Genomic DNA, 21,862 nt, shown 5'->3' on the forward strand with positions numbered 1-21,862 from the left:
GAGACATTCTCTACCCTATTTCTAAAAATAATATGAATTCTTATTAAGTAATTAACATATTTTTTTATTTTGGATGTGTTGCTTTTTGTGGTGTTCTATTAAAGAATTTAATTCTTTGGATCTATTAAAGATTTCTAATTCTTCAGTTCCATACAAAATTTTGGCTGTTAGTAAGTTATCTTTTTTATCAAATACATAAAAATAATTAACTTCTTCATTATCTTCTAGAGACGTCATTCTACAAATTATATTTTGCTCTTCTTTATAATAATTAATTTCACTATAGTTATTTAACTTAATGTTTTCTAAAAGGTTATACGGCGTAAGGATTGTTGAATTAGTTAATTCATAAATCCTTTCAATTTGATTATACATATCATTCATTCCCTTCAAAAAATCCCTTGAGGTAATCAGCTTGTTGTTCTAATAGTTCGCCAGCACGTTCATAATCGTCATTAGACCATTCTTCTCTTTTATAACCAATTGCATTTTTTAAGAACGAATTAAAATAAGTTGCTAACATACCACCGTTATCAGTAATTTTACTTGGTATCCATTGATATTTACCGTTGAATATAGGTAAAGTTTTTAATTCTTTTCCACTTATATCAACACCAGCAATTAGCAATAGTTCAGGCACAATAACTTGCCTAATATTAGTATCAGTTGTTTTCTTTCTTCTTTTAAGAATTACATCAGGTCGTTTTAATTCATTTGAGCTAGAATCTTGTCTGTTCAGTATATCAGATGCTTCATTTTTTGTAATGTTGAGAAGCTTAGAAAGATCTAGAATTTTTTTCTGTCTTTTTTGTCGTTCTTTTTGAGCTTGGATAATATAGTCCGTTTCCATATAGATAGAATGGCTCATGTTTCCTTGCCCAAGTTCTTTTACCTGACCAAAGTCAATTTCAATAATTCCACCAGTTGGGGGATTTATGCCAGGCTCAGAATCAGGAATATCTCTGTCCGTTAATACATCAATGAAATTACTTTCTTGTAGTTGAGATTTATAGTACTCCCATAATTCATCTAGAAAAAGTAGCTCATGAGCTACGACACTACCAATGTTATCTTCTGATTTTCTCACTTCATTTTGAGGTATTGCTCTTAGTATTCTACCTATAAATTGTTCGTAAGGCAAGGGGTTTTTAAAAGCTCTAAATATTGCTGCAACAGAAAGATATTTGTGATCATATCCCTCGCCCATCATAGAAACATTGACAATGACCTCTACACGATGATTTTCAATATCAGAAAAAGCTTTTTCTTTTTCCTCAGGTTTTAATTCATTGTGTATTGCAATAGCTTTATAACCTTCAGAGACATAAAGTTCAGCTATTCTTTTTGCTTCTTTAATGTTAGAAGCAGCAGCAATGATTTTATGTGGAACATCCGTATTTGCCCTTTTTCTTTGTAGTATTTCTATACTTTTTTTGACTACACTAATTTTACATTCATCTGAAAAAGCAACAGAACGAGCTATCCAATCTTCGTTTTTTAATTCCATATCCAAAATTTGTTGATAAGTATATTGCTTACTATAATTATCATCCAGAGTAAAATAAAGTTGTTCAGGTATATAGTTAAATTTTTCCAGAGATTTAACATAGCCATTACTCATAGCCTGACTAAGTTTGTATTTGTAAACAAGTTCTCCAACTAATTGTTTTTGATCAGTTCTATATGCTGTAGCAGTTAGTTTAACAACCTTAGCTTCTGAGAAGTGACTTAAGTTTTCTAACCAAGTAGTAGCTTCAGAATGATGTGCTTCGTCAATAATAATCATATCAAAAAAATTAGACTCATATTGATTTAAGAGTGCCATCTCATTTCTGCTTTGTAGTTTTTGTATATTTGCAATAACAATATTCGCTTGTTCCATATGTTCTTTTCTAGTGTTTTTACCTTCATATTTAACAACCGTAGGCAAGTTTTTAGGATTATTAATAATACCCATATCAGTCCAAAAATTACTTGAATTTCCACTATCTAAACTATTCTCAATGGTATTTAAAATAGTTAATTGAGGAGCAATAATTAAAACTCTTCCATTAGAAATGTTGTAAGGAAGTAACGAAATTAGTCCAGTTTTACCACTGCCAGTTGGTAAAATGACAATTGCATGTTTATTTGTTTTATTTTTTATTTTGAAATGTTCATATACTTCAGCATAGGCTAAAATTTGTGGTTCTCTAAGTTTTTCATTTTGTACAATGTTTGTAGGTGTGTTAATGAAATAATTATTCTCCAAATTTTCCACTCTCCGATTTAACAAAATATAAACTAATTCTATCAGCTATTAGATACTGACACAACAAAAATAATATAAATAGTAATCTCAATGTCATTTATATTTTTTGTTTGCTATTACTATTAATGCTACGGACATAAAAATCTAATACTGATTAGTTTGTTGATTACTGGATAGTAAAAAAATTAGTAAAAATAAGAATTAGGCAAATTAATCTTTATCCACAGCCGCCATCTGTTCTCCATACAGCTTCCCATCATACATTTTGAAAAACGGATAATAACAAATGATCGAAACAGCCAAATTAATCAACGCAATCAATACCGCTCTAAAATCACCACCAGTTCCTAGAAACGCTCCGATCCCCACAGGCGAAATCCAAGGAATTCCAGTAATCACTTTATTCACTAAGCCAAGAGAAGTAGCAAAATAAGCAATGGTCACATTGATCAAGGGCGTTACAATAAACGGAATAATCAAATAAGGATTATAAACAATCGGCGCCCCGAAAATCACCGGCTCATTGATATTAAACAAACCAGGTAACACAGCCGCTTTCCCCAAGACTTTCAACTGATCAGATTTTGCCACAAAAATCATCAACAAAACCAATCCAAGTGTACTACCAGCACCTCCGATAAAGATATACATATTGACAAAATCGCCAGCGAAAATATTCGATCCACCATCAATATTTTCAGTCAATGCCACCAATAAAATCGGATTGATAAAACTATTTTTGATTACAGCTGTTCCATGAACCCCAACAGCCCAAAGTAGATGGATCAATAACATGATCACGATGATCCCTAGCCAAGAACCCGTCAAATCTTTTACAAACTCAAACGGTTTCGATAATAACCCATGTAAATCAGTATGGAATACTGCTAAAATCGTATTGATGAATAACATGACAAACGCAATAAAAATAGCAGGAATCAATGAAGCAAAAGCTTTGCTTACACCATCAGGAACCCCTTCTGGCATCCGAATCGTAATATTTTTTTTCACGCACCAGCGATAAATTTGTGTCGCAATTACTGCTGTAAGGATCCCAATAAAAATCCCAACACCACTAAAACGAGTGACCCAGCCACCAAGTGCGATACCATTATAAACGATCGATGTTTCACTTTTTGATTGAATCAACTGGGCACCGCCATCAACGATATCAGTTTGTACGACTGTCATTAAAAAGGCAAACAACCCTAAAATAGCCCCAACAAAACTACTTAGCCCGTCGCTTTCTTCTTTCCGATAAATATCCGTTAAATAATAAGCGGTCGCTAAACAGTAAAAAATGGCAATTGAACCAATCGACATAGTAGTCGCTACACTATAAATTGGCGCAAATTTCAAAATCGTGTGTTCAAAAAACGGTGCGAGTGGTGGGATGATTTGCGGCAAATTATTGATGATCAGAAAAATCGAACCAACAATCGTAAACGGCACCGTGATGATCCCAGCTTGCATAATTGCGCGAATAAAGCGCAAATTCGCAACCTTATTCAATGGCGGCATCAATCTTGTTTCTAAAAAGGTAAATACTTTATTCATTTTTTTCTCCTTTCCTTATGAGGGCAATTGATTCGTTTTAATCAATGTTTGATACCAGTAAAAGCTGTCTTTTTTATAACGAGTAAGTTCTTTTTCATCCTGCTCTGTTCGATCGACATAAATAAAACCGTAACGCTTGCTGATGCCTTCGTGAACGCTAATCAGATCAATTGCTGACCACGGGCTATAACCAATCAAGTCAACTCCGGCTTCAATAGCCTGTAAACATTGGTCGATATGTTGTTCCAAATAGTTGATACGGTAACTGTCATGAATTTTTCCATCATCTGTCAACTCGTCTTTGGCACCTAAACCATTTTCAGTGATAATAATTGGTAAATGATAGCGGTCATAAAGGGTTTGTAATGTTGTTTTCAACCCGTCAGGATCAATTGTCCAATTGAATTCATTTTTCTTCAAATATGGGTTAGTAAAGCCTTTATAAAACCCCCATTCCATGATATCTTCACTTTGTTGATCACTTATGCCATTTGCCATATCATCTTTTTCAATTGGTTTTTCCACAGTGACAGTGGTGTAAAAATTCATAGCAACGAAATCTGGAAAATTATTTTCCATCAATTCCTGATCTTCAGGGGCAAATTCAATCGTGATATCGTTGCGGTTTAAGTAGTCTTTGAAGACCGCGTTATAACGACCAAAGCAAGAAAAATCTAGATAAGCCCAATTACGCACACTATTAAAATAAAGGGCAGCTTGATTGTCCATGGGTTTGCTTGTTGCTGGATAGACAAGAGAAATATTCGGGACAGGCCCAATTTGTCCACCTTTGATCAATTCGTGGCAACGTTTGAATGCATATTTTTCAGCAATCATTAGATGGTGGAATTGTTGATATTTTTCTTGCAACGGAATTTCTTTTCCTAAAATCTTTTTATCTACTAAAAGCATGATGTTCGGTTCATTGATCGTTAGCCAATGCTTTACCCGATCACCATACGCTTCAAACAAGGTTTCAGCATATCGTTTAAATGCATCTACGGTACTGCGAACACTCCAACCACCTTCATCTTCTAATGCTTGGGGTAAATCAAAGTGATTCAAGGTAATGTAAGGTTGAATACCATATTTTAGTAATTCATCGATAACATCACTATAATGCTGTACTCCTTGTTGATTGAGTGCACCACGACCGTTAGGAAAAATTCTTGTCCATGCAATAGAGAACCGAAAAACGTTAATTCCCATCTCTGCTAATAAACGGATATCTTCTTTGTAATGGTGATAATGATCGACTGCAACTGTAAAATCTGCGATTTCATAGTTATCTCTTGGGCGAATGTCTTGGACGCTTAAGCCTTTTCCGTCACTTTGATAAGCACCTTCTGTTTGATGGGCTGAAATGGATGCGCCCCATAAGAAATTTTTTGGAAACGTATGAGTCATTGTTTTCTCCAATCTACATTTATTTATAAAGCGTTTTCTTTGGCTTTAGAATAAGTGATTGTCTGTATAAATTCAATACAATCAAAAGAACTGTTCATGAAAGAATTTTTATGAACAGTTCAAAGATAGTTAATACATGAAAAGCGAATTCTCCAAGTATACCTTTTTTATTCAGTTAAGATGTCAATGGAGATTCCTTGGGCTTGGTAATTCGTAAAAATAGCTGGTGGGATTGCCGCATCGGTATACAACGTATCGAATAAAAATGTTCTATCAATCATAAATGAGCTGACCGATTCAAGGTTAGTGGAAGGTGTATAAACGATTTTAAGTCCGTTTGTATGTTGAATCATGGTTCGGTAAATAAAAGATTCGCTCAATGTTTTTGTGGTAACTTCATGGCTATTAAAACCAGAAGCTTCAATGATACAAAGATCAGCTTCAACTTTATTGAAAGAATGTGTAGCAAAATCGCCAACAAGGGCGTTCGTATGCTTCTCTAGTTCACCACCACTAACCGAAATCAATGCTTTTTTCTCCGAGTGATCGATAGATATAGCTGAAACATCGTTGGTTAAAATAGTGAGGTCTAAAAAAGATAATTCATAAATTATTTTATGCGAGAAATCGCCAGCACCAACAAAAAGTAGTGTGCCAATTGATAAGAAAGGCTTGATTTTTTCAATAAAAGCAGTGATTGGAAAGGTTATTTCTTTGAAAGTTGAGTGAGAGATGGTCTTTTTTTTATGCAGTAATCTTGCACCACCATAGAAGCGTTCAATCATCTTTTTCTTTTCTAAAAATAATAAATCTCGACGGATTGTTACAGCAGAAACGTTAAAAAAATTTGCAAGTTCAGTAACTGTTAAACGCTCGCTCTCTTTTAAACGTTCAATTAACTGTTCTCTACGTCTAAAAACATCACCCTGACTAATTTTCATGAGTTCCTCCTAATTTAAAAGCTGAAAAAGCTAGCCGGTCATTTTGAATTTAGTCATAGTATAGACAAATTTCTACATAAAAGATAGCTTGTTTCATCAAGGATTTGATGCTATATTTTGTTAAACAAGTCAGAAACAGTCTGGAGGGGCAGTTTTATGGGAGAGTCCAAACAAGTTCCTTTTCATTTATCTTTGATGAAAGTTAGCTATGCACCACCGCAAATTAGTGAGTATTTAACCTTATTTCTCATGCTTAGCGGTAGTATGGTTGTTACTATTGGGGAAAAAGAGTATCAGCTCAATGCGGATGATTTATTAGCAATCAATCCACATCAACAGTATCAAGTGAAGAGTTCAGAGAAAAATTTGCTGTTATTTTTGCGTATTTCCAGAGCACCTTTTACAGTGCATTTTAAAGAAAATTGGTTACCTTACATTGATTGCTCTACGACTCAGGCCGAGGATAAAGAGACTGAAAAATTTCAGTATTTACGGGAGTCATTAGTCCATTTGATGGCTGCTTATTTTAAACAAAGTGAAGACTCTGAATTAGAGATTTATCAACATTTATTCACCGTGCTGAAGCAATTAGTCAAAAACTTTAAAAAGGAAGTCGTACCGACGCCCCAGATTGTGACAAATTTGGCAGATACTCGAATGAATCAACTACTAGAGGAAATCCAAAAAAATTATGATCAACCTATTTCGTTGGAATCTTTAGCTGAAAAAAGCGGGTTATCCTATTATCATTTATCCCGTTCATTTAAAAAACAAATAGGGATGAATTTTACCGAATATTTAAATCAGGTTCGCTTGATGCATGCTGCAGAAAGTTTAGTTTTAACTGGACAATCGGTTATTAAAGTGGCTTTAAACAACGGTTTTTCCAATCCTAAAAATTTTCATCAAGTATTTAAGAAACAATACGGCGTAACACCAGCGAATTTTCGGAAAAAGTATTCTCTAGCAACGAATCAACTGAAGCAGACAGCAGGTAGTGCAGAATATCAAGAAATAACTGGGGCAAAAGCATTACAAGAGCTGGCAAAGTATTTAGCGGAAAAGGATATTGAAGATGAGAATGCTGCGATTGAGCAACGCCTGCAATTGAATTTACCTAAAGAGACTCAGCCCAATTATCATTGTAGTAAAAAAATTATAAAAATTGGTCCAGCAAGTGAAGGTCTAGCAAGTGGTGTTCAGCGAGAACTATGTATTTTACAACAAGATTTAGCGTTTGATTTAGTTCAATTTGAAGGCTTTTGTGAAGAGACGAATTTTGATAATGATGTGTTGATGGTCTCGGAGTATATTTTAAACAATCAATGGTTTGATTTTTTAGTGAGTATCCAGTTAAAGCCGATGATTCAACTTTATTTACCAGAAAATTATATCGAAAAAGAAGACGTACAACGTTGGTGTGACAAGCAACTAAAGATTATCCGCTACTTTTTAAATCGTTATGGCAAAGATGAAGTCAATCAATGGTATATTCAATGGTCTTTACCTAAAATGAGCGGTATTTGGAATGAGGGCAGTCGGTGGGGCTATCATTATTTTTATCGAAAATTAAAGCAAATGATTCCTAATTGTAAGTTAGGATTGATGTCATTGCGTTCATTGAGTGAAAAAGAATATCAGCAATACCAAGAGTTCATTCACGAACAAGGAGAGCAGCGTTGTCTACCTGATTTTATTAGTTTTCATGCGGATCCTTATGCTTCGTCTTTGATCAAAGATGAGCATGCATTGCGATTTAAAAAGTATCAGCAAGAAATTTTAAGTCGAGTAAAATCGGTGATTGCCAATCATCAACGAAATGAGTGTACCGTGCATTCAAAGTGGTCGCCCGAGCTGTTTTTAACGGATTGGAATACCTTGGTTGGAGAAGGAAATACCTTTTCTGGTACATTTTTCCGTTCGGCATTGATTTTGGAATCAATTGTTGAGTTATCAAAAGAAGTGACAGGGATTGCTTTTTGGTTGAACATTAAAGTGAAAGAACGTCAGACGCATACCAGAGAAGATAGCAGTTTATCTGTTTTTCTTTATGGCGAGTTGAGACGACCGCTCTTTTTTTCATTACAATTTTTAAATCATTTACAAGGGGAGTTAGTCGCTAGTGGAGATAGTTACATTTTGACGCGAAATCAAGGACAATACCAGCTTCTACTCTATAATTCCAGCTATCTTGATCCGTCGTATTCAGTAGACACTTTTCAAGTGCAGTATCAGACCAAAAAAGTGAGGATTCATTTGAACGATTTACCTGTAGGCGATTATTTGATTCGGGAATATGTGTTAGATAAAGATCATGGTGGTATTTATAATGATTGGATCAGAGTTGGCGGTCAAGCGGAATTGGATTATGAGCTGCAGAAATATTTAGAACAAAAAACAATTCCAAAATTTGAGTTGAAAAAAGAAAGGATCGACTCTTTTGGGTATGAGTTGGAAACAACACTGACCTTGAATGCTTGTCAGTTGTACTTGTTTCAGCCATTGTATTAAATGAATAGAGTGTCTTTTTCAGGGGGAGCAAAAAGCTCCCCTGTTTTTTTGCTTTTCTCTTTTTTATTTCTTTTTATTTAAAATATTAAGACTATATAGAGCAATTAAAGTCATTTTTATTTTTAGATACTTTTATATAATAAACGCATAGAAAACGTTTTCTTATATTTGAGCAATGGAGGAAAAAAATGGAGACACAAGTTGAAAAAACAACAAACAAAAGCAGTGTAGGGCTGATTTTTGCTTTAATGGCTGGTTACTCGATGATTTACATGGATAAAAGCATGATTTCTACCGCTGTTTTGCCGATCACGAAAGAGTTTAATTTAGATGCCGGACAAACGGGTATGATTATGTCCTTCTTTTTCTTAGGCTATTCAATGATGCAAATTCCTGGAGGCTGGTTAGCGGATAAAATTGGCGCTAAAAAAGTCTTGATGCTGTCACTTGCAATTATTTCCCTTTTTTCATTTGCTTTTGGAACAGTTAGTAGTTTGATGTTATTTATGGTTATCCGCTTTTTTGCTGGCATCGGTCATGGTGGCTATCCGCCAAGTTGTTCAAAATCAATTGCTGATAACTTTCCACAAGAAAGAAGAACGTTTATTCAGTCTTTGATTCTTTCGACATCGGGTATTGGTGGGATTTTAGCGTTCACTTTAGGAACGAATTTGATTAATGCTAATTGGCGTTACGGTTATGTGGCTTTAGGGACATTATTTGCAATTTCCCTTGTTTTAGTCGCTTTGTTTGTACCAAATCAAGCGATTAGTAAAAAAGCAGGACATGAAACTAAGCCAGCGATCAAATTTAGTCAAGTGATCACAAATCGTAACGTATTAGTTTTGTTTGTCGCAATGTTGTTATTGAACTTTTTACTTTATGGAAACATGTCTTGGTTGCCAAGTTATTTAGCACAAAAGTTTGCCATTGATATTAAAACAATTGGGTACTTATTAGCAGTAAATGCTGTTTTCCAAACAGCAGCAACAATGTTTGCAGGTGCGTTATTATCAAAATTATTTTTAGGTAAAGAACGTCTGTTTATCCTTAGTGCGACTATTTTGGCGGCGCTGTTAGTTGTTGCTTTTGTGGCGTCTAACAATCTAGTCTTATCGATGATTTGTTTGATTTCTGTCAGTATGGTTTCGGTCAGTGCGTTTACAGCAATTTTTACGTGGCCGCATAAAATCATGGACCCATCAATCATTGGTTCTTCAATCGGAATTATCAATACTGGCGGTACACTAGGCGGTTTCTTAGCACCGCTGATTTTAGGTCAATTAATCAAAGCTGCTGGAGGTTCATTTACTTTAGCATTTGGGTTTATGGCAGTAGCAAGTCTACTTTGCGGACTTTGTGTATTAGGAGTGAGAAAAGAAGCGTAATGTCAGACAAAAAATTTAAATATAAAAGTGCCTTTGATATCATCGGCCCAATTATGGTCGGACCCTCCAGCTCGCATACAGCTGGAGCGGTTCGAATCGGAAAAATGGCAAGAGAACTTTATAAACATACGCCCCAAAAATTGATGGTAACATTTTTTGGCTCATTTGCTGAAACCTATAAAGGACATGGGACGGCAGTTGCGATTGTGGCAGGGGTTTTAGGCTTTGAAACAAATGATGAACGGATTCCCGATTCAATCGAAATTGCCGAAAAACAAGGAGTAATCATTGAATTTTTAGTAAGCGCAAAAGAAACAGAACATGCCAATACAGTAAATTTAGAGCTGATTGATGAACAAGAAAAACTGAATTTAACAGCTATTTCAATTGGAGGCGGCAGTATCCAATTAATTGAACTCAATCATCACTCAACGTTATTGAATCAAGATCAGGGCAATGGCTTGGTTTTTACTACAAGTCGGCCCAAAGAAGCTATTTCAGACATTACAGACGCGCTAGAAAGCCCTGTGTTTGTAGAGGTAAAGCAGCTGGAGGAAGAGAGTATTTTCTTTGTTGAAACAGTTAGTGATATTAGCCAAAAATTAGTAACAAAAATTAAAGAACTACCTGGAGTAACTGCAGTCTTGCCAACGACTGGTTAAAATAAGGACGTGAATTTTTTGTTTGAATCAATTGAAGAACTTGTACAACGAGCTAAAGAAAATCAATGTAAAATATCAGAGATCATGATTACTCAGGAAATAGAAACTTCCGGACGTAGCCGAACCGAAATCATGAACCAAATGGCCTTGAATCTAGAGACGATGGAAGCCGCAGTAGCTAAAGGCGTTCAAGGTGTCCGTTCTCATTCGGGCTTAACTGGTTATGATGCAAAAAAATTACAGGACTACTTGGATAAGCAGGCGGTATTAACGGATAATATCTTTGTCAAAGCGTTATGTTATGCAGTGGCAACTAACGAAGTCAATGCAGCGATGGGTATGATTTGCGCTACGCCAACAGCGGGTTCAGCAGGAGTCGTTCCAGGTGTGTTATTGGCGTTTAGTGAAAAATTTTCCTCAACGCGTGAAGAGATGATAAACTTTTTATTCACTGCCGCAGCATTTGGCTTTGTGACAGCTAATAATGCGATGATATCTGGTGCACAGGGCGGTTGCCAGGCTGAAATCGGTTCAGCGTCCGGGATGGCAGCAGCAGCGTTGGTCGAAATGGCTGGAGGGACACCAGAACAAGCAAGTCATGGGTTTGCCATTGCTTTGAATAATCTGATTGGTTTAGCCTGTGACCCTGTTGCAGGTTTGGTAGAAATTCCTTGTATCAAAAGAAATGCTGGTGGCACATCTAATGCTATTAGTGCAGCAGAAATGGCGTTAGCAGGAATTGAGAGTGAGATTCCTGCAGATGAAGTTGTAGAAACAATGTATCGGGTTGGTCGGAGCATGCCAGCTGATATTCGTGAAACAGGTATTGGCGGATTAGCTGGAACGAAGACAGGAAAACGAATAGCTAAAGAATTATTTGGCATTGATCGATAGAATATAAAGGAATGTTAGATACATCACAGAAAGGAAGCGTTAAGAATGAATGCAAAACAACAAATCTCAGAGTTAATCGATGCAAAAAAAGACCAATTTATCGCAGCAGCAGATCGAATTTGGGGAACACCAGAAACAAGATTTGCTACAGTGGAATCTGTTAAACCTTTTTTAGAAATCTTAGAAAAAGAAGGCTTCTCCATTGAAAAAGGTGTGGCGAATATGGAACATTCTTTTGTTGCAACTTATGGTAGCGGGAATCCAGTTATTGGGATTTTAGCAGAATACGATGCCTTAGGAAACCTGAGTCAAGTAGCTGATTTAGGTGAACAAAAAGCAGAAGTTAATGGTGGAAATGGACATGGTTGCGGTCATAATCTGCTAGGAACAGGTGCGTTAGCTGGCACTATTGGTATAAAAGATTTAATGGAAAAGGAACAATTATCAGGAACCATTAAATTGTTTGGCTGTCCAGCAGAAGAAAGTGGTTACGGCAAAGCCTTTATGGCAAGAGACGGCGTGTTTGATTGTCTGGATGTTGCACTAACATGGCACCCGATGGACACAAGCATGGCTTGGGGGCTAAGTAGTTTAGCTGTTTATCAAGTATATTATAACTTTAAAGGAATTTCTGCTCATGCGGCGGCAGCTCCTGAACATGGTCGAAGTGCTTTAGATGCGGCTGAGTTGATGAATATTGGGGTTCAATTTTTACGTGAGCATATTATTGATGAGGGACGAGTTCATTATGCATTTATGGATGCTGGGGGTGAATCAGCGAATGTGGTTCAACCAACAGCTAGCCTATACTACTTTATCCGTGCACCAAAATTAGAACAAGCAGAAAAAATCTACAAACGCGTGAATAAAATTGCAGAAGGTGCAGCATTGATGACGGAAACAGAGCTGGAAATCGTATTTGATTCTGCCTGTGCAAACTATATCCCAAATCGTGCGGTAACGACGGCAATGTATGAAAACTTTAAAGAATTTGGTAACTTGAATCTAACACAAGAAGATCAAGAATATAGCCAAAGATATTATGATAGCTTAAATGAAGCAACAAAAGCTAGTTTGATAGCTAGAGCAAGACAAAGCAATCCAACAGCCAGCGAAGAAGAAATTGAGCGACTTGGAACGATGCCGATTTTAGATCAAATCAGTCCCCTCGTTTTCTCAGAAGAAACTTCTGGATCGACAGATGTCGGTGATGTGAGCTGGGTTTGTCCGACAGCACAAGTTTTAGTAGGATGTGAACCACAAGGAACACCGCCGCATTCTTGGCAATGGGTCGCTAATGGCAAATCATCTGTAGCACATAAAGGATTACTAGCAGCCGGCAAAACAATAGCAACAACAGCATACGATTTATTAACGAATCCTGAACTAGTTGCACAAGCGAAAGCAGAACATCAAGTCACAGTTGGTGGCAAAAAATATCAATCTGCGATTCCAGCAGATGTTATGCCGAAATAAAATAGAAAAAGAAAGCTGAGCGCCAATAAAAGGGGAGCTCAGCTTTCTTTTATCTCAAAACATAGTATAATCTGATTATAAAAAGCAAGAACAGGAGCAAGCAGATGGCTATAATGGAACGCCCTGATGAACGAAAAGCATTAGAAATTCTTCAAAAGGCAGAACCTGAAATATATCAAGAAGCGATTCTTTTAGATAAACCAGATATCCAAAATCCAACTCAAAATATTGGTGTAGAAGTTACCCAGTCTTTAAAAGAAAGTGTGCTTAAAGCTCTTCAGCTAGATAAAATCAACGTGCATAACGATGAGCAAATTCTTGGAATCATTAAGGAAAGATATGGAAATGATGTTCTGAGAATCAAGTTGCCTTTACCAGATGACACCCAGAAGAACATTGCCATTTCTATTTCAAATTGGCATCTATTGTTTAATCTGATTGAAGCGTACGATAATAAAGTCAAAAAACTTCAAAGTGGTAATTACAAAGTGTATGAAGAAAACAATTTGTTTGTCTTCGTATTCGGTGAAGATGAGAAAAGCATTGCGCAATTAGCAAAACATATTCATAGAAAAAGAACGAAACAGCAATATGATTTTGTTTATGTTTATAGCCAACCTTATTTATATAAACTTGATCGTCAGATGAATATCGACCGGTGGCTGATTACATTATAGTGGTTTTATTGGGTAACAAACTTCTGTGAGATACAGTTCTTCTCGTTCCTCTGTGGCAGGGCTGGAATGATAAATATTAAATGGCGCGCCAGCTAGTACATATTGATGTAAATGAAGCCACTCATTCATAGCTTCGTGAACATTTGGGATACTTGCATAAGCACCACTAGTTACAACAGAGGCAATCACGCCGGGAGAAAATGTTTGAATGTCTGGGTAAATAGCACTCATTTTTTTAGGAAGCGCGACTATCACTTCAATGTCTATGATTTCAGAACAAGTCGAATGAAATACTGCTATGGACTGGCCTAATGATGGTACATCTTCTTCTCTTATCTTACTAAATAGATTATGCCAAAGATCTTCTTCGTGGTAATAAGAGAGTACGTTTTGACGATAAGCGAGAACGAAGGTTTCTTCCATTGTTTTCATTTCGATGGGGTAACTCAACTCGTTCTTATTTTTCTTTTCTAACAAGTCCAAATAAGCCAATTGCATTTTCTTTTCTGCTAATTCTGTTTCTATTTTTTTTCGATGTAAGGCAAAATAATCGGTTCGATCTACTGTCGTTTCTAAAAGTGCTGGGACGTCCTTTAGGGGGATACCAGTATTTTTTAATGAAAGAATTTGATTTGCTTGATTGACTTGTTCTGGTGTGTAGTAGCGATAGCCAGTATGTTGTTCAATAATCGTCGGTTTTAATAGATTTAGTTTGTCATAATGGCGCAGCATTCGTGGGCTAATCTTGGTTAATTGAGAGAATTCGCTGATTTTAAACATTTTTTCTCCTTTACATGGGATAGTGGATTTCTATTTATAACTATACTCTTGACGTTGACATTGTGACAAGGTTTAAAATGAATAAAAAGAAAAGGAGGACAGACATGCGTACGTATGAAAGTAAAGAAGAATTGATCGCTGAGATTCAAAAAAGATATGAGAAATACGATGAGGAATTTGAATCAATACCTGAACGGTTAAAAGATAAGCAGATTGAAGAAGTAGATAAAAGTCCTTCTGAAAATCTTTCTTATCAACTTGGTTGGGTGAATTTGCTTCTGCAATGGGAGAAAGAGGAGCAAGCAGGCAAAATAGTGAAAACACCAGCACCAGGTTATAAATGGAATAATTTAGGCGGTTTATATCAGTCTTTTTATGAAAAATATGGCAAATACAGTATCGCTGAGCAAAGAGAAATGCTAAGAATAGCTGTTGATGAACTATGTACATGGCTATCTACACTTTCTGATCAAGAATTGTTTGAACCAGCACAGCGAAAATATGCGACAACCAAAGCGATGTGGCCAATCTATAAATGGGTACACATCAATACCGTTGCTCCATTTACTAACTTTAGAACGAAGATTCGCAAATGGAAAAAGCTTGTTTTGTGAATAAATACAAAAGCGATCGCTCACTAGTCTTTAGTGTGTGCTAGTGAGCGATCGTTTAGTGAATAAAGGGTTCAGTCCTTTTTACGGCTTTTTTTCTTCTTTCGTTTTAAGCGTTGTTCTTCTTTCCGCTGTTGTTCTTTGTTCATTTTGTGTACGTAACGCCAAAATAGTAAAAGGACTAGGAGGAGGATGACTAGAAGAGCGGTATTTATATAGCAGCACCAATTTGTCATTTTTTTCTCCTTTGTTTTCTTTTCTAATGGTATACGTTCACCTCTGACAAGCAGACGGTGGGTATTAATCATATAAGGCGTACAAGTAAGCAGTGTAATCAAATCTTTTTCAGGCAGAATTTTTAAATCGGTGATATCTTCTGGTAAAACAGTTTTGATTTGATTGATCCTGTACTCATGTGTTTCGCCAAGGATATCAATAAAAAAAGTATCTCCCTTTTTTAAATTAGGTAAGTCTGAGAAAAGCTTTGAACTTGGCAGCCCTCGATGACCAGTAAGGACACTATGCGTACTTTTTCCACCGATAGGTAGAGAGGTTCCTTCCAAAACACCAATCCCTTTTTGTAATTGTAAATCAGAGGCACCACTGTAAATTGGCAGTTTGGCATTTATCTCTGGAATTGTGATGTATCCTATGACGTCTCCTAGTTTATTTTGGAGCGCATCAATAACTTTATGTTTTTTTTCTTTTTTCTCTGATCCGTTCGTCTTGTTTTTATCAAATGGATCTTTACCTACCAATTCGCCGCCGGTAACCATATCTTTATTATAGTTCATCATATCTTTTACTAGCTTCAGTTTTTCATTGCGCGATTTTTGATTGACCTCTTTTTGATAGGTATCAATTACACGAGTATGATAAAAATTAGCATATAAATTACTTAGGATCGGGTAGGAAAATATCAGAAACCCAATAAGAAAAATAACACCCATAACTATATTAACTCCGGTATTTTTTTTTCTCCTTTTTTGGGTGTGTGTGTTCTTCATTTTCTTCCCCGCCTCTAAGTATCAATACTGAAAAGTTAGTAATCGTTATATGCTAAATAATCGACATAAAATGAGCTGGGTGAAGTAGCTTCTTTGAAAAACTTTTTATTCCAGTTCTTTTTTTCTAGTTGTCAATTAAGCATGACTATATTTTTTTCTGTGAAGTAGAAAAGCTAATCCCATTAAAACTAATCCTAAAACGAAAAACAGAATGGTTCCGATTGACCCAGTAATTGGAATCGTCGGTGCAGTTGTATTCAAAATAACTAGTTGAGCTTCATCTGAGTAACTCTTCTTATCTATTGTGAATTTTTTGTCTTCTGTTAATAAATTATATCCGCTTGGAGCTTTTGTTTCTTCTAGGAAGTAAGAGCCATATCCTAATCCATAGGCTTCAAATTTACCCTCTTGATCAGAAGTAAGCACAGTAGCTTCATTCTTTTCTTTTACCCAAGTAATGGTTTTGTCATTATTTTTTTTCAGATAAAGAGGACCTTTGTATCCGTTGTTTTCTTTTTCAGTTGCATTTTTGTAAATCACAAATTCAGCATTTGCTAATGGTTTTTGTGAAGAATTAACCTTTAAGAATTTACGTCCGCCAGTTTCGACTGTTGGAGGTGTTGGTTGAGTTGTCGTCGCATCCACATAACCATTATTTACCGTCAGTATAGAATTATTAGAAATAGGTGTGCCTGGTACTGCGGTATGATTGATAGTGGTGTCAAATGTAATGGTTAGTTTATTCCCACTTGCTAGTTGCTCTTTTGATCCAGGGAATAGTTCTTCAATAAAGATGATTGTGATAACACCGTTTGACTCAATTACTTTGTAATAAGAAGGATTCAATTGAACCCCATCAAGTGTAACAATGATATTTCCAATATACGTTAAATGTGATTCTAATGTATTAGTGATCACGTATTTTGTATATTCTGTGATATTTTTAGGTACATCTGTTGTCACTTTCCAAGTGACCGTTTGACCGATATCAGTACTTTCATCAGTTAAACGTTCGCCAGATAACGACGGTTTTAGATAGTTGAGTAAGCTTGTCGAAACGACTTTAGTTTCATCCAAGGCACCGCTTTCATCATAAGCGTGGTTTTCAGGTTTGATGGAGAAATCGACTTTTCTACCATTCAGTAAGAAATTATCGGGTGCATTTGTTTCAATAAAGTAATAGTCTCCTACGACTAAGTTCCCAATCACATCTGTGTAACCGTCACTATGGGACACTAGGTCAGCCTGAACTAACGTGTCTGCTTGACCTGCTAGTCCTTTTTTATACAGAGAGAACGTTGCACCGATCAATGGTTGATTATCTTCTGTTAATTTTTGTGTTTTTGCAGCACCTAAAGTTACGGCGTTTTTGGTATAAATATGCACTTGGTTGTTCCAAGCAGAGCCATCTGTAGTCATTGTCGGCAAGGAAACAACAACTGGTGCAGCAATTTTAGTTGCACCCAATTCGGAAGTAAGCTCTACTACTAGATATTTATCTGCTGGTAATGTTTTTGTTTCAAATATACCTGCAGCATCCGTTTTACCAGTGGTTTGAGGGATGTTGGGATTGTTTTTCACTGAATTGTAATAAGCGAGCGCTTCTGCTTGGCTGGGGCTCGAACTTAATTTACTTCTTTTCAGTGAAACGACTGCGAATTCAACATCAGGTGAGGGTGCAGCACCAGAAGGTAATTCACTTAACTGGCCCCCATCGCCAGTAATTAGCGGTAAATCTTGTGCTCCACCAAACTTTAGTTTGTGAATAAACAATTTCCCTTCCGTCGGTTTTTGCGTAACCGCTTCAGCCTGACTACTAAACAAAGAAAAACCTAAAGGCACCATCAAAACAAAAATCATAAGTAACGACCAAACATTCCTTAAACGTCTCTTTAACATCTGTAACATTCTCCTTCCTGTTCTTTCATATTATGAATTTTTTAAATTCATACGATTATATTATCATTTAAATTTGTTTAATAAAAATAAAAAGAAATATATTTTATGTTTTTGGTTATTAATTAATTTTATTTTGTTTTTTAATTAACTCTAAATGGAACGTCTTGTAGTGTTGTTGGGTATAAGTGGGATCAATAGAGATGTTATAATATATGAGAGCCTAAATTTAAAAGAAAATGAAAAAAAGACTAAAATTAGGAGATCCATGTGTGCATGAATCTAACCATAAATTTTAGTCTGGTTTAAAAAATAATTAGTTGCTTGTGTGTTTTCTCGTCGCGTCTTGATTTAGGTCTTTGGATTAAAATTGAGTGATTGTAAGGTCTTCCATCGAAGCGACTTGTACATCTGCACCTTTCAATCGCTCTGATGTAGAAATACCTACAGCGTACATACCAGAGGCTTTAATTCCCTCGATTCCTGCCTGAGCATCTTCAAAACCCACTGAATCTTTTGGCTCGACATTGATACTTTTTGCGGCTTTTATGAAAATTTCAGGATTGGGTTTCCCTTTTTTTAGGGTTTCAGGGTCAACGATATGTTCAAAGAAATCTAGAACCCCTAATTTTTCGAGAATCATGGGTGCATTTTTTGAAGCCGAAGCAATGGCGCATGGAATATTGTTTTGTTTGGCTTGGACTAAAAAATCATGAACGCCTGGTAACAAATCCTCTTCAGATAAATTAGCTAGAAGTTTAACATATTCATCATTTTTCTTTTTAGCTAACTCTTCTTTTTCATCTAGGGTGAAGTCATTTTCTCGATGACCGTGAGCTAAAATCTTATCCAGAGAGTCCATTCGACTGATTCCTTTTAACGTTTCATTAAAGATTTCATCGATCGTGATTCCTAGACTTTTTCCTAGGTTTTTCCAAGCAATATAATGGAATTTAGCGGTATCTGTAATTACACCATCTAAATCAAAAACAAATCCTTTTTTCATAAGAGCACTCCTGACTGTTGGTTAATAAGTAATGATCGTTTCTTTTTGTTTGCTTAATTGGTAAGGCTGATTATTGACAATGACTGTTGTATCTTGGGAAGGGCGAATCTGAATGGTTTTCTTTGAAAGAATCAAATGGTAATGAATTCCTTTGTGATCAATAGTAAATGCCAGATCATCCCAGTTTTTTGGCAAGTTTGGTTGGATCGTAAGATTTTTCTTCTTAGTATCAATCCCAGCATAAGTAGTCAAGGTAACGTAAATCGTTGCGGCCATTACACCAGTATGGATTCCTTCAGCTGTTGTGCCGCCTTGAATGTCTTGATAATCAGAATAGAGTGCCTCTTGGTATAATTTCCATGATAGATCATGAAAGGCCACCTCTTCTGCTAGTTGTGCATGAACGATTCTTGAAAGTGTTGAGCCGTGGGAGGTTCTGTTTAAGTAGTACAAAAGATTTTTTTCTAGATAATCTTCTGGTAACTGATAACCAAGCTCATCCAAAATCTCATCGATTTTGTCTTTATTTAAATTGTAAAAGAGCATCAACGTATCTGCTTGTTTTGCTACTTTATACTCATCTGGAGATTGTCCTTCTGCTTTTAAAATACGATCCATTCGATAAATATTGCCATATTTTGCTTTTGCTTGTTCCCAATCAATTTCTTTTAACTCGAAATAGCCTTCGTATTGGGCGATGATCCCGTCTTCGTTAACTTCAAGGGATAAACGTTTGCGGATGTCGTTCATTTGTTCAAGTTTTTCTTGAGTCATCCCAGTTTTATTAAATAATATTCTTTGTTCTTGCGTATTTAATAGTGAGAGGATATTTTCCAACTCTTCAAATAGCCAAACAACCATCAAATTCGTGTAGGCATTATTTTTTAAGCCGCTTTCTGAGCTGTTAGGATATCCCTCGTGGAATTCGTCAGGCCCCATCACTTTGTCAATGGAATAACGATTCGTTTTTTTGTCGAAGGTTGCAGCGCTGCGCCAAAAGTTAGCAATCTCTAAGAGCATTTCAGCCCCATAGTCTCTAATGAATTGATCGTCTCTTGAGTTATTCCAATACATCCAGACATTGTAAGCAATCGCTAATGATACATGACGTTGAAGGATGCTATGATCTTCACCCCATTCACCATTTAAGGGATTTAAATGCAGTTTTTGTGTATCTTCACTACCATCAAGACCAGATTGCCAAGGATACATTGCGCCTTCGTAGTTGCTTTGGCGAGCATTGTCCTTTGCTTTGTTTAAGCGATTATAGCGATACATCAATAACTGCTTTGCGGTTTGCGGGAAATGCAGTATATAAAATGGCAAGATAAAGATTTCATCCCAAAAAATATGACCGCGATAAGCTTCACCATGTAAACCTCTTGCAGTGACGGAGACATCTAGTTCATTATTACTGAATGGTGATGCTGAAACGAATAGATGATAGGTATGGACCCGCAGCAACTTTTGTGACATCAAGTCACCAGTAAGTTGGATATCTGCTTTTTCCCAAAGTGTTTCCCAAGCTGCTTTACTTTCCATAAATTCTGTATCAAAAGAAGTGGCTAAAGGAGATGGACTTGCCCAATTGTTTTCATTTAAGGAAGCTTTGACTTGAACATGTTTTTCCAACGTATACGTATTTTTTTGCTGTGCATAAAAAGTGACGGTTTGCTCAATCACTTCTTCATCAATTGCATGTTTGATTGCATCGGGTTCAAAAAAATCGCCTATCAGAGTTGCTGCTTGTTGAACATTTATTTTTGATTGATTGGTTTGAATTTCGATTATTGTTTGGTTCTTTTTAGCAGATAGGTGTGTAACATGGAAGTGCTTCGCTGTTAGATTACGGTATCTTTCCACATTAAAATTATAGACAGAAGCATCTGCTGTTGTTTTTACGGTAATATTTTTAGAGAAATTTAAAGGTTTGATTGAATACTTGATACTATAATTATTCATTTTTGCCATGTTGACTATTTTATAAGTGGTTATTTGTACTTGGTGTTGATGGGTATCTTCAATAATCATCGTTGCGGTAAACAATCCCGTTTTCAAATCAAGATTTCTGTGTAAAGAATGTAACGTAGCAGTTTCTAGAGTCAGCCACTCATCGGTTCCTTCTATTTGAATCGTGATAAATTGATTGTTTGGTGCATTGACGAAGTCTTCGTTTTCTACGATTTGACCAGCGATTTCTGATTGTTCTTCATTGTAAAGACCAGCAATGTAAGTGGCAGGATAATGTTCATTTGAAAGAGTCATTTCAGGTGTTGTGCCACGTAAACCCATAAAGCCGTTACCAATTGTTAGCAAGGATTCAACAGAATATTCCTCTTTGCCTGGCACGTAACCGAAATAGTCTAAATGCCATGTTAAGTGCTCTTCTTTCTTTTTGAAAGCTTCTGATAAGTTTAGCGTTTTTTCTAGTTCAAAAGTGGTGAGTATGGGAATGTTTAATCGTTCTGAAAAAAGTTTTACTAAACTTTCGATAGTTGTGTTTAATGGAGTTGCGTGAGGATTTTTTGTATAAAAATCAGTTGCAATTTCATTAAAAATAGCCCCTTTCACAACAGGGAATAGCTCTTTTATTTGCGTTACTAAGGCTTCGGCAGTTGCAGGAAATTCAAAGTTTGAAAAGGGCAAAGAGTGTTTAGCAAGTAGTTGCTGCTCCTTTTGTTCTTGGATATGTAACGTATTTGATGTGAGCGTGAATAACAGAATGTTCATAATAAATACTCCTTACGTAAGATGGATTTTTTTAACTTGTATAGACATGTTAGTGTTTTCGTTTTCAT

At 36.0% G+C, this 21,862-nt stretch carries 17 protein-coding genes; 7 read left to right on the forward strand and 10 right to left on the reverse strand.

The features are described 5' to 3' along the window. Positions 1–51 precede the first annotated feature (51 nt). From A5880_RS08425 to A5880_RS08445, 5 genes are all read right to left on the reverse strand, one after another. Positions 52–375 carry a hypothetical protein gene (locus A5880_RS08425; protein WP_086330533.1) on the reverse strand — a complete coding sequence of 108 codons (324 nt, stop codon included), beginning with the start codon at positions 373–375 and terminating at the stop codon, positions 52–54. Position 376: 1 nt separating this feature from the next. Continuing rightward, positions 377–2,251 (reverse strand): DEAD/DEAH box helicase, encoded by a 1,875-nt coding sequence (locus A5880_RS08430; RefSeq protein WP_143353644.1) that lies wholly within the window; start codon positions 2,249–2,251, stop codon positions 377–379. A 210-nt stretch (positions 2,252–2,461) separates the two neighbouring features. Beyond that, positions 2,462–3,808: a PTS cellobiose transporter subunit IIC gene (gene celB / locus A5880_RS08435; RefSeq protein WP_086330535.1), complete on the reverse strand. Its 1,347-nt coding sequence runs from the start codon at positions 3,806–3,808 to the stop codon at positions 2,462–2,464. 15 nt (positions 3,809–3,823) lie between these two features. Then, a complete protein-coding gene (locus tag A5880_RS08440) occupies positions 3,824–5,215 on the reverse strand; it encodes a glycoside hydrolase family 1 protein (protein WP_086330536.1) in 1,392 nt (463 codons plus the stop codon). Between the two features lie 167 nt (positions 5,216–5,382). Then, positions 5,383–6,156: a DeoR/GlpR family DNA-binding transcription regulator gene (locus tag A5880_RS08445; RefSeq protein ID WP_086330537.1), complete on the reverse strand. Its 774-nt coding sequence runs from the start codon at positions 6,154–6,156 to the stop codon at positions 5,383–5,385. Between the two features lie 156 nt (positions 6,157–6,312). Between A5880_RS08445 and A5880_RS08450 the strand changes: the two genes are divergently transcribed. The 6 genes from A5880_RS08450 (at position 6,313) to A5880_RS08475 (ending at position 13,764) form a co-directional block, all read left to right on the forward strand. Continuing rightward, the gene (locus tag A5880_RS08450; protein WP_086330538.1) at positions 6,313–8,667 is read left to right on the forward strand and encodes a helix-turn-helix domain-containing protein; all 2,355 of its coding nucleotides are present in this window, start codon (positions 6,313–6,315) and stop codon (positions 8,665–8,667) included. Positions 8,668–8,855: 188 nt separating this feature from the next. Then, the gene (locus A5880_RS08455; protein ID WP_086330539.1) at positions 8,856–10,055 is read left to right on the forward strand and encodes an MFS transporter; all 1,200 of its coding nucleotides are present in this window, start codon (positions 8,856–8,858) and stop codon (positions 10,053–10,055) included. Next, positions 10,055–10,717: an L-serine ammonia-lyase, iron-sulfur-dependent subunit beta gene (gene sdaAB, locus A5880_RS08460; protein WP_086330540.1), complete on the forward strand. Its 663-nt coding sequence runs from the start codon at positions 10,055–10,057 to the stop codon at positions 10,715–10,717. Before A5880_RS08455 ends, sdaAB begins: the two co-directional genes overlap by 1 nt. A gap of 18 nt (positions 10,718–10,735) precedes the next feature. Further along, the gene (gene sdaAA, locus A5880_RS08465) at positions 10,736–11,611 is read left to right on the forward strand and encodes an L-serine ammonia-lyase, iron-sulfur-dependent, subunit alpha (RefSeq protein ID WP_086330541.1); all 876 of its coding nucleotides are present in this window, start codon (positions 10,736–10,738) and stop codon (positions 11,609–11,611) included. A gap of 45 nt (positions 11,612–11,656) precedes the next feature. Continuing rightward, a complete protein-coding gene (locus A5880_RS08470; protein ID WP_086330542.1) occupies positions 11,657–13,087 on the forward strand; it encodes an amidohydrolase in 1,431 nt (476 codons plus the stop codon). A gap of 104 nt (positions 13,088–13,191) precedes the next feature. Beyond that, entirely contained in the window at positions 13,192–13,764 is a 573-nt protein-coding gene (locus tag A5880_RS08475; RefSeq protein ID WP_086330543.1) for a hypothetical protein, read from the forward strand. Here the strand turns inward: A5880_RS08475 and A5880_RS08480 are convergent. Then, positions 13,759–14,544, reverse strand: a complete 786-nt coding sequence (locus A5880_RS08480) for a MerR family transcriptional regulator (RefSeq protein WP_086330544.1) — start codon at positions 14,542–14,544, stop codon at positions 13,759–13,761. The genes A5880_RS08475 and A5880_RS08480 overlap by 6 nt on opposite strands. A 104-nt stretch (positions 14,545–14,648) precedes the next feature. Here A5880_RS08480 and A5880_RS08485 point away from each other — a divergent pair, with 104 nt between their 5' ends. Continuing rightward, positions 14,649–15,158 carry a ClbS/DfsB family four-helix bundle protein gene (locus A5880_RS08485; RefSeq protein ID WP_086330545.1) on the forward strand — a complete coding sequence of 170 codons (510 nt, stop codon included), beginning with the start codon at positions 14,649–14,651 and terminating at the stop codon, positions 15,156–15,158. A gap of 71 nt (positions 15,159–15,229) precedes the next feature. Here A5880_RS08485 and A5880_RS08490 read toward each other — a convergent pair whose 3' ends face one another. From A5880_RS08490 to A5880_RS08505, 4 genes are all read right to left on the reverse strand, one after another. Beyond that, positions 15,230–16,105, reverse strand: a complete 876-nt coding sequence (locus A5880_RS08490) for a class C sortase (RefSeq protein ID WP_179190417.1) — start codon at positions 16,103–16,105, stop codon at positions 15,230–15,232. 192 nt (positions 16,106–16,297) lie between these two features. After that, positions 16,298–18,061 (reverse strand): SpaH/EbpB family LPXTG-anchored major pilin, encoded by a 1,764-nt coding sequence (locus A5880_RS08495; RefSeq protein ID WP_179190418.1) that lies wholly within the window; start codon positions 18,059–18,061, stop codon positions 16,298–16,300. A gap of 361 nt (positions 18,062–18,422) precedes the next feature. Then, the gene (gene pgmB / locus A5880_RS08500; RefSeq protein WP_086330547.1) at positions 18,423–19,064 is read right to left on the reverse strand and encodes a beta-phosphoglucomutase; all 642 of its coding nucleotides are present in this window, start codon (positions 19,062–19,064) and stop codon (positions 18,423–18,425) included. A 21-nt stretch (positions 19,065–19,085) separates the two neighbouring features. Then, positions 19,086–21,794, reverse strand: coding sequence for a glycoside hydrolase family 65 protein (locus tag A5880_RS08505; protein WP_086330548.1), 2,709 nt, complete (start codon positions 21,792–21,794; stop codon positions 19,086–19,088). Positions 21,795–21,862: the final 68 nt, after the last annotated feature.

This window comes from Enterococcus sp. 4G2_DIV0659 (assembly GCF_002140715.2).
Lineage (GTDB): Bacteria > Bacillota > Bacilli > Lactobacillales > Enterococcaceae > Enterococcus_L > Enterococcus_L mansonii.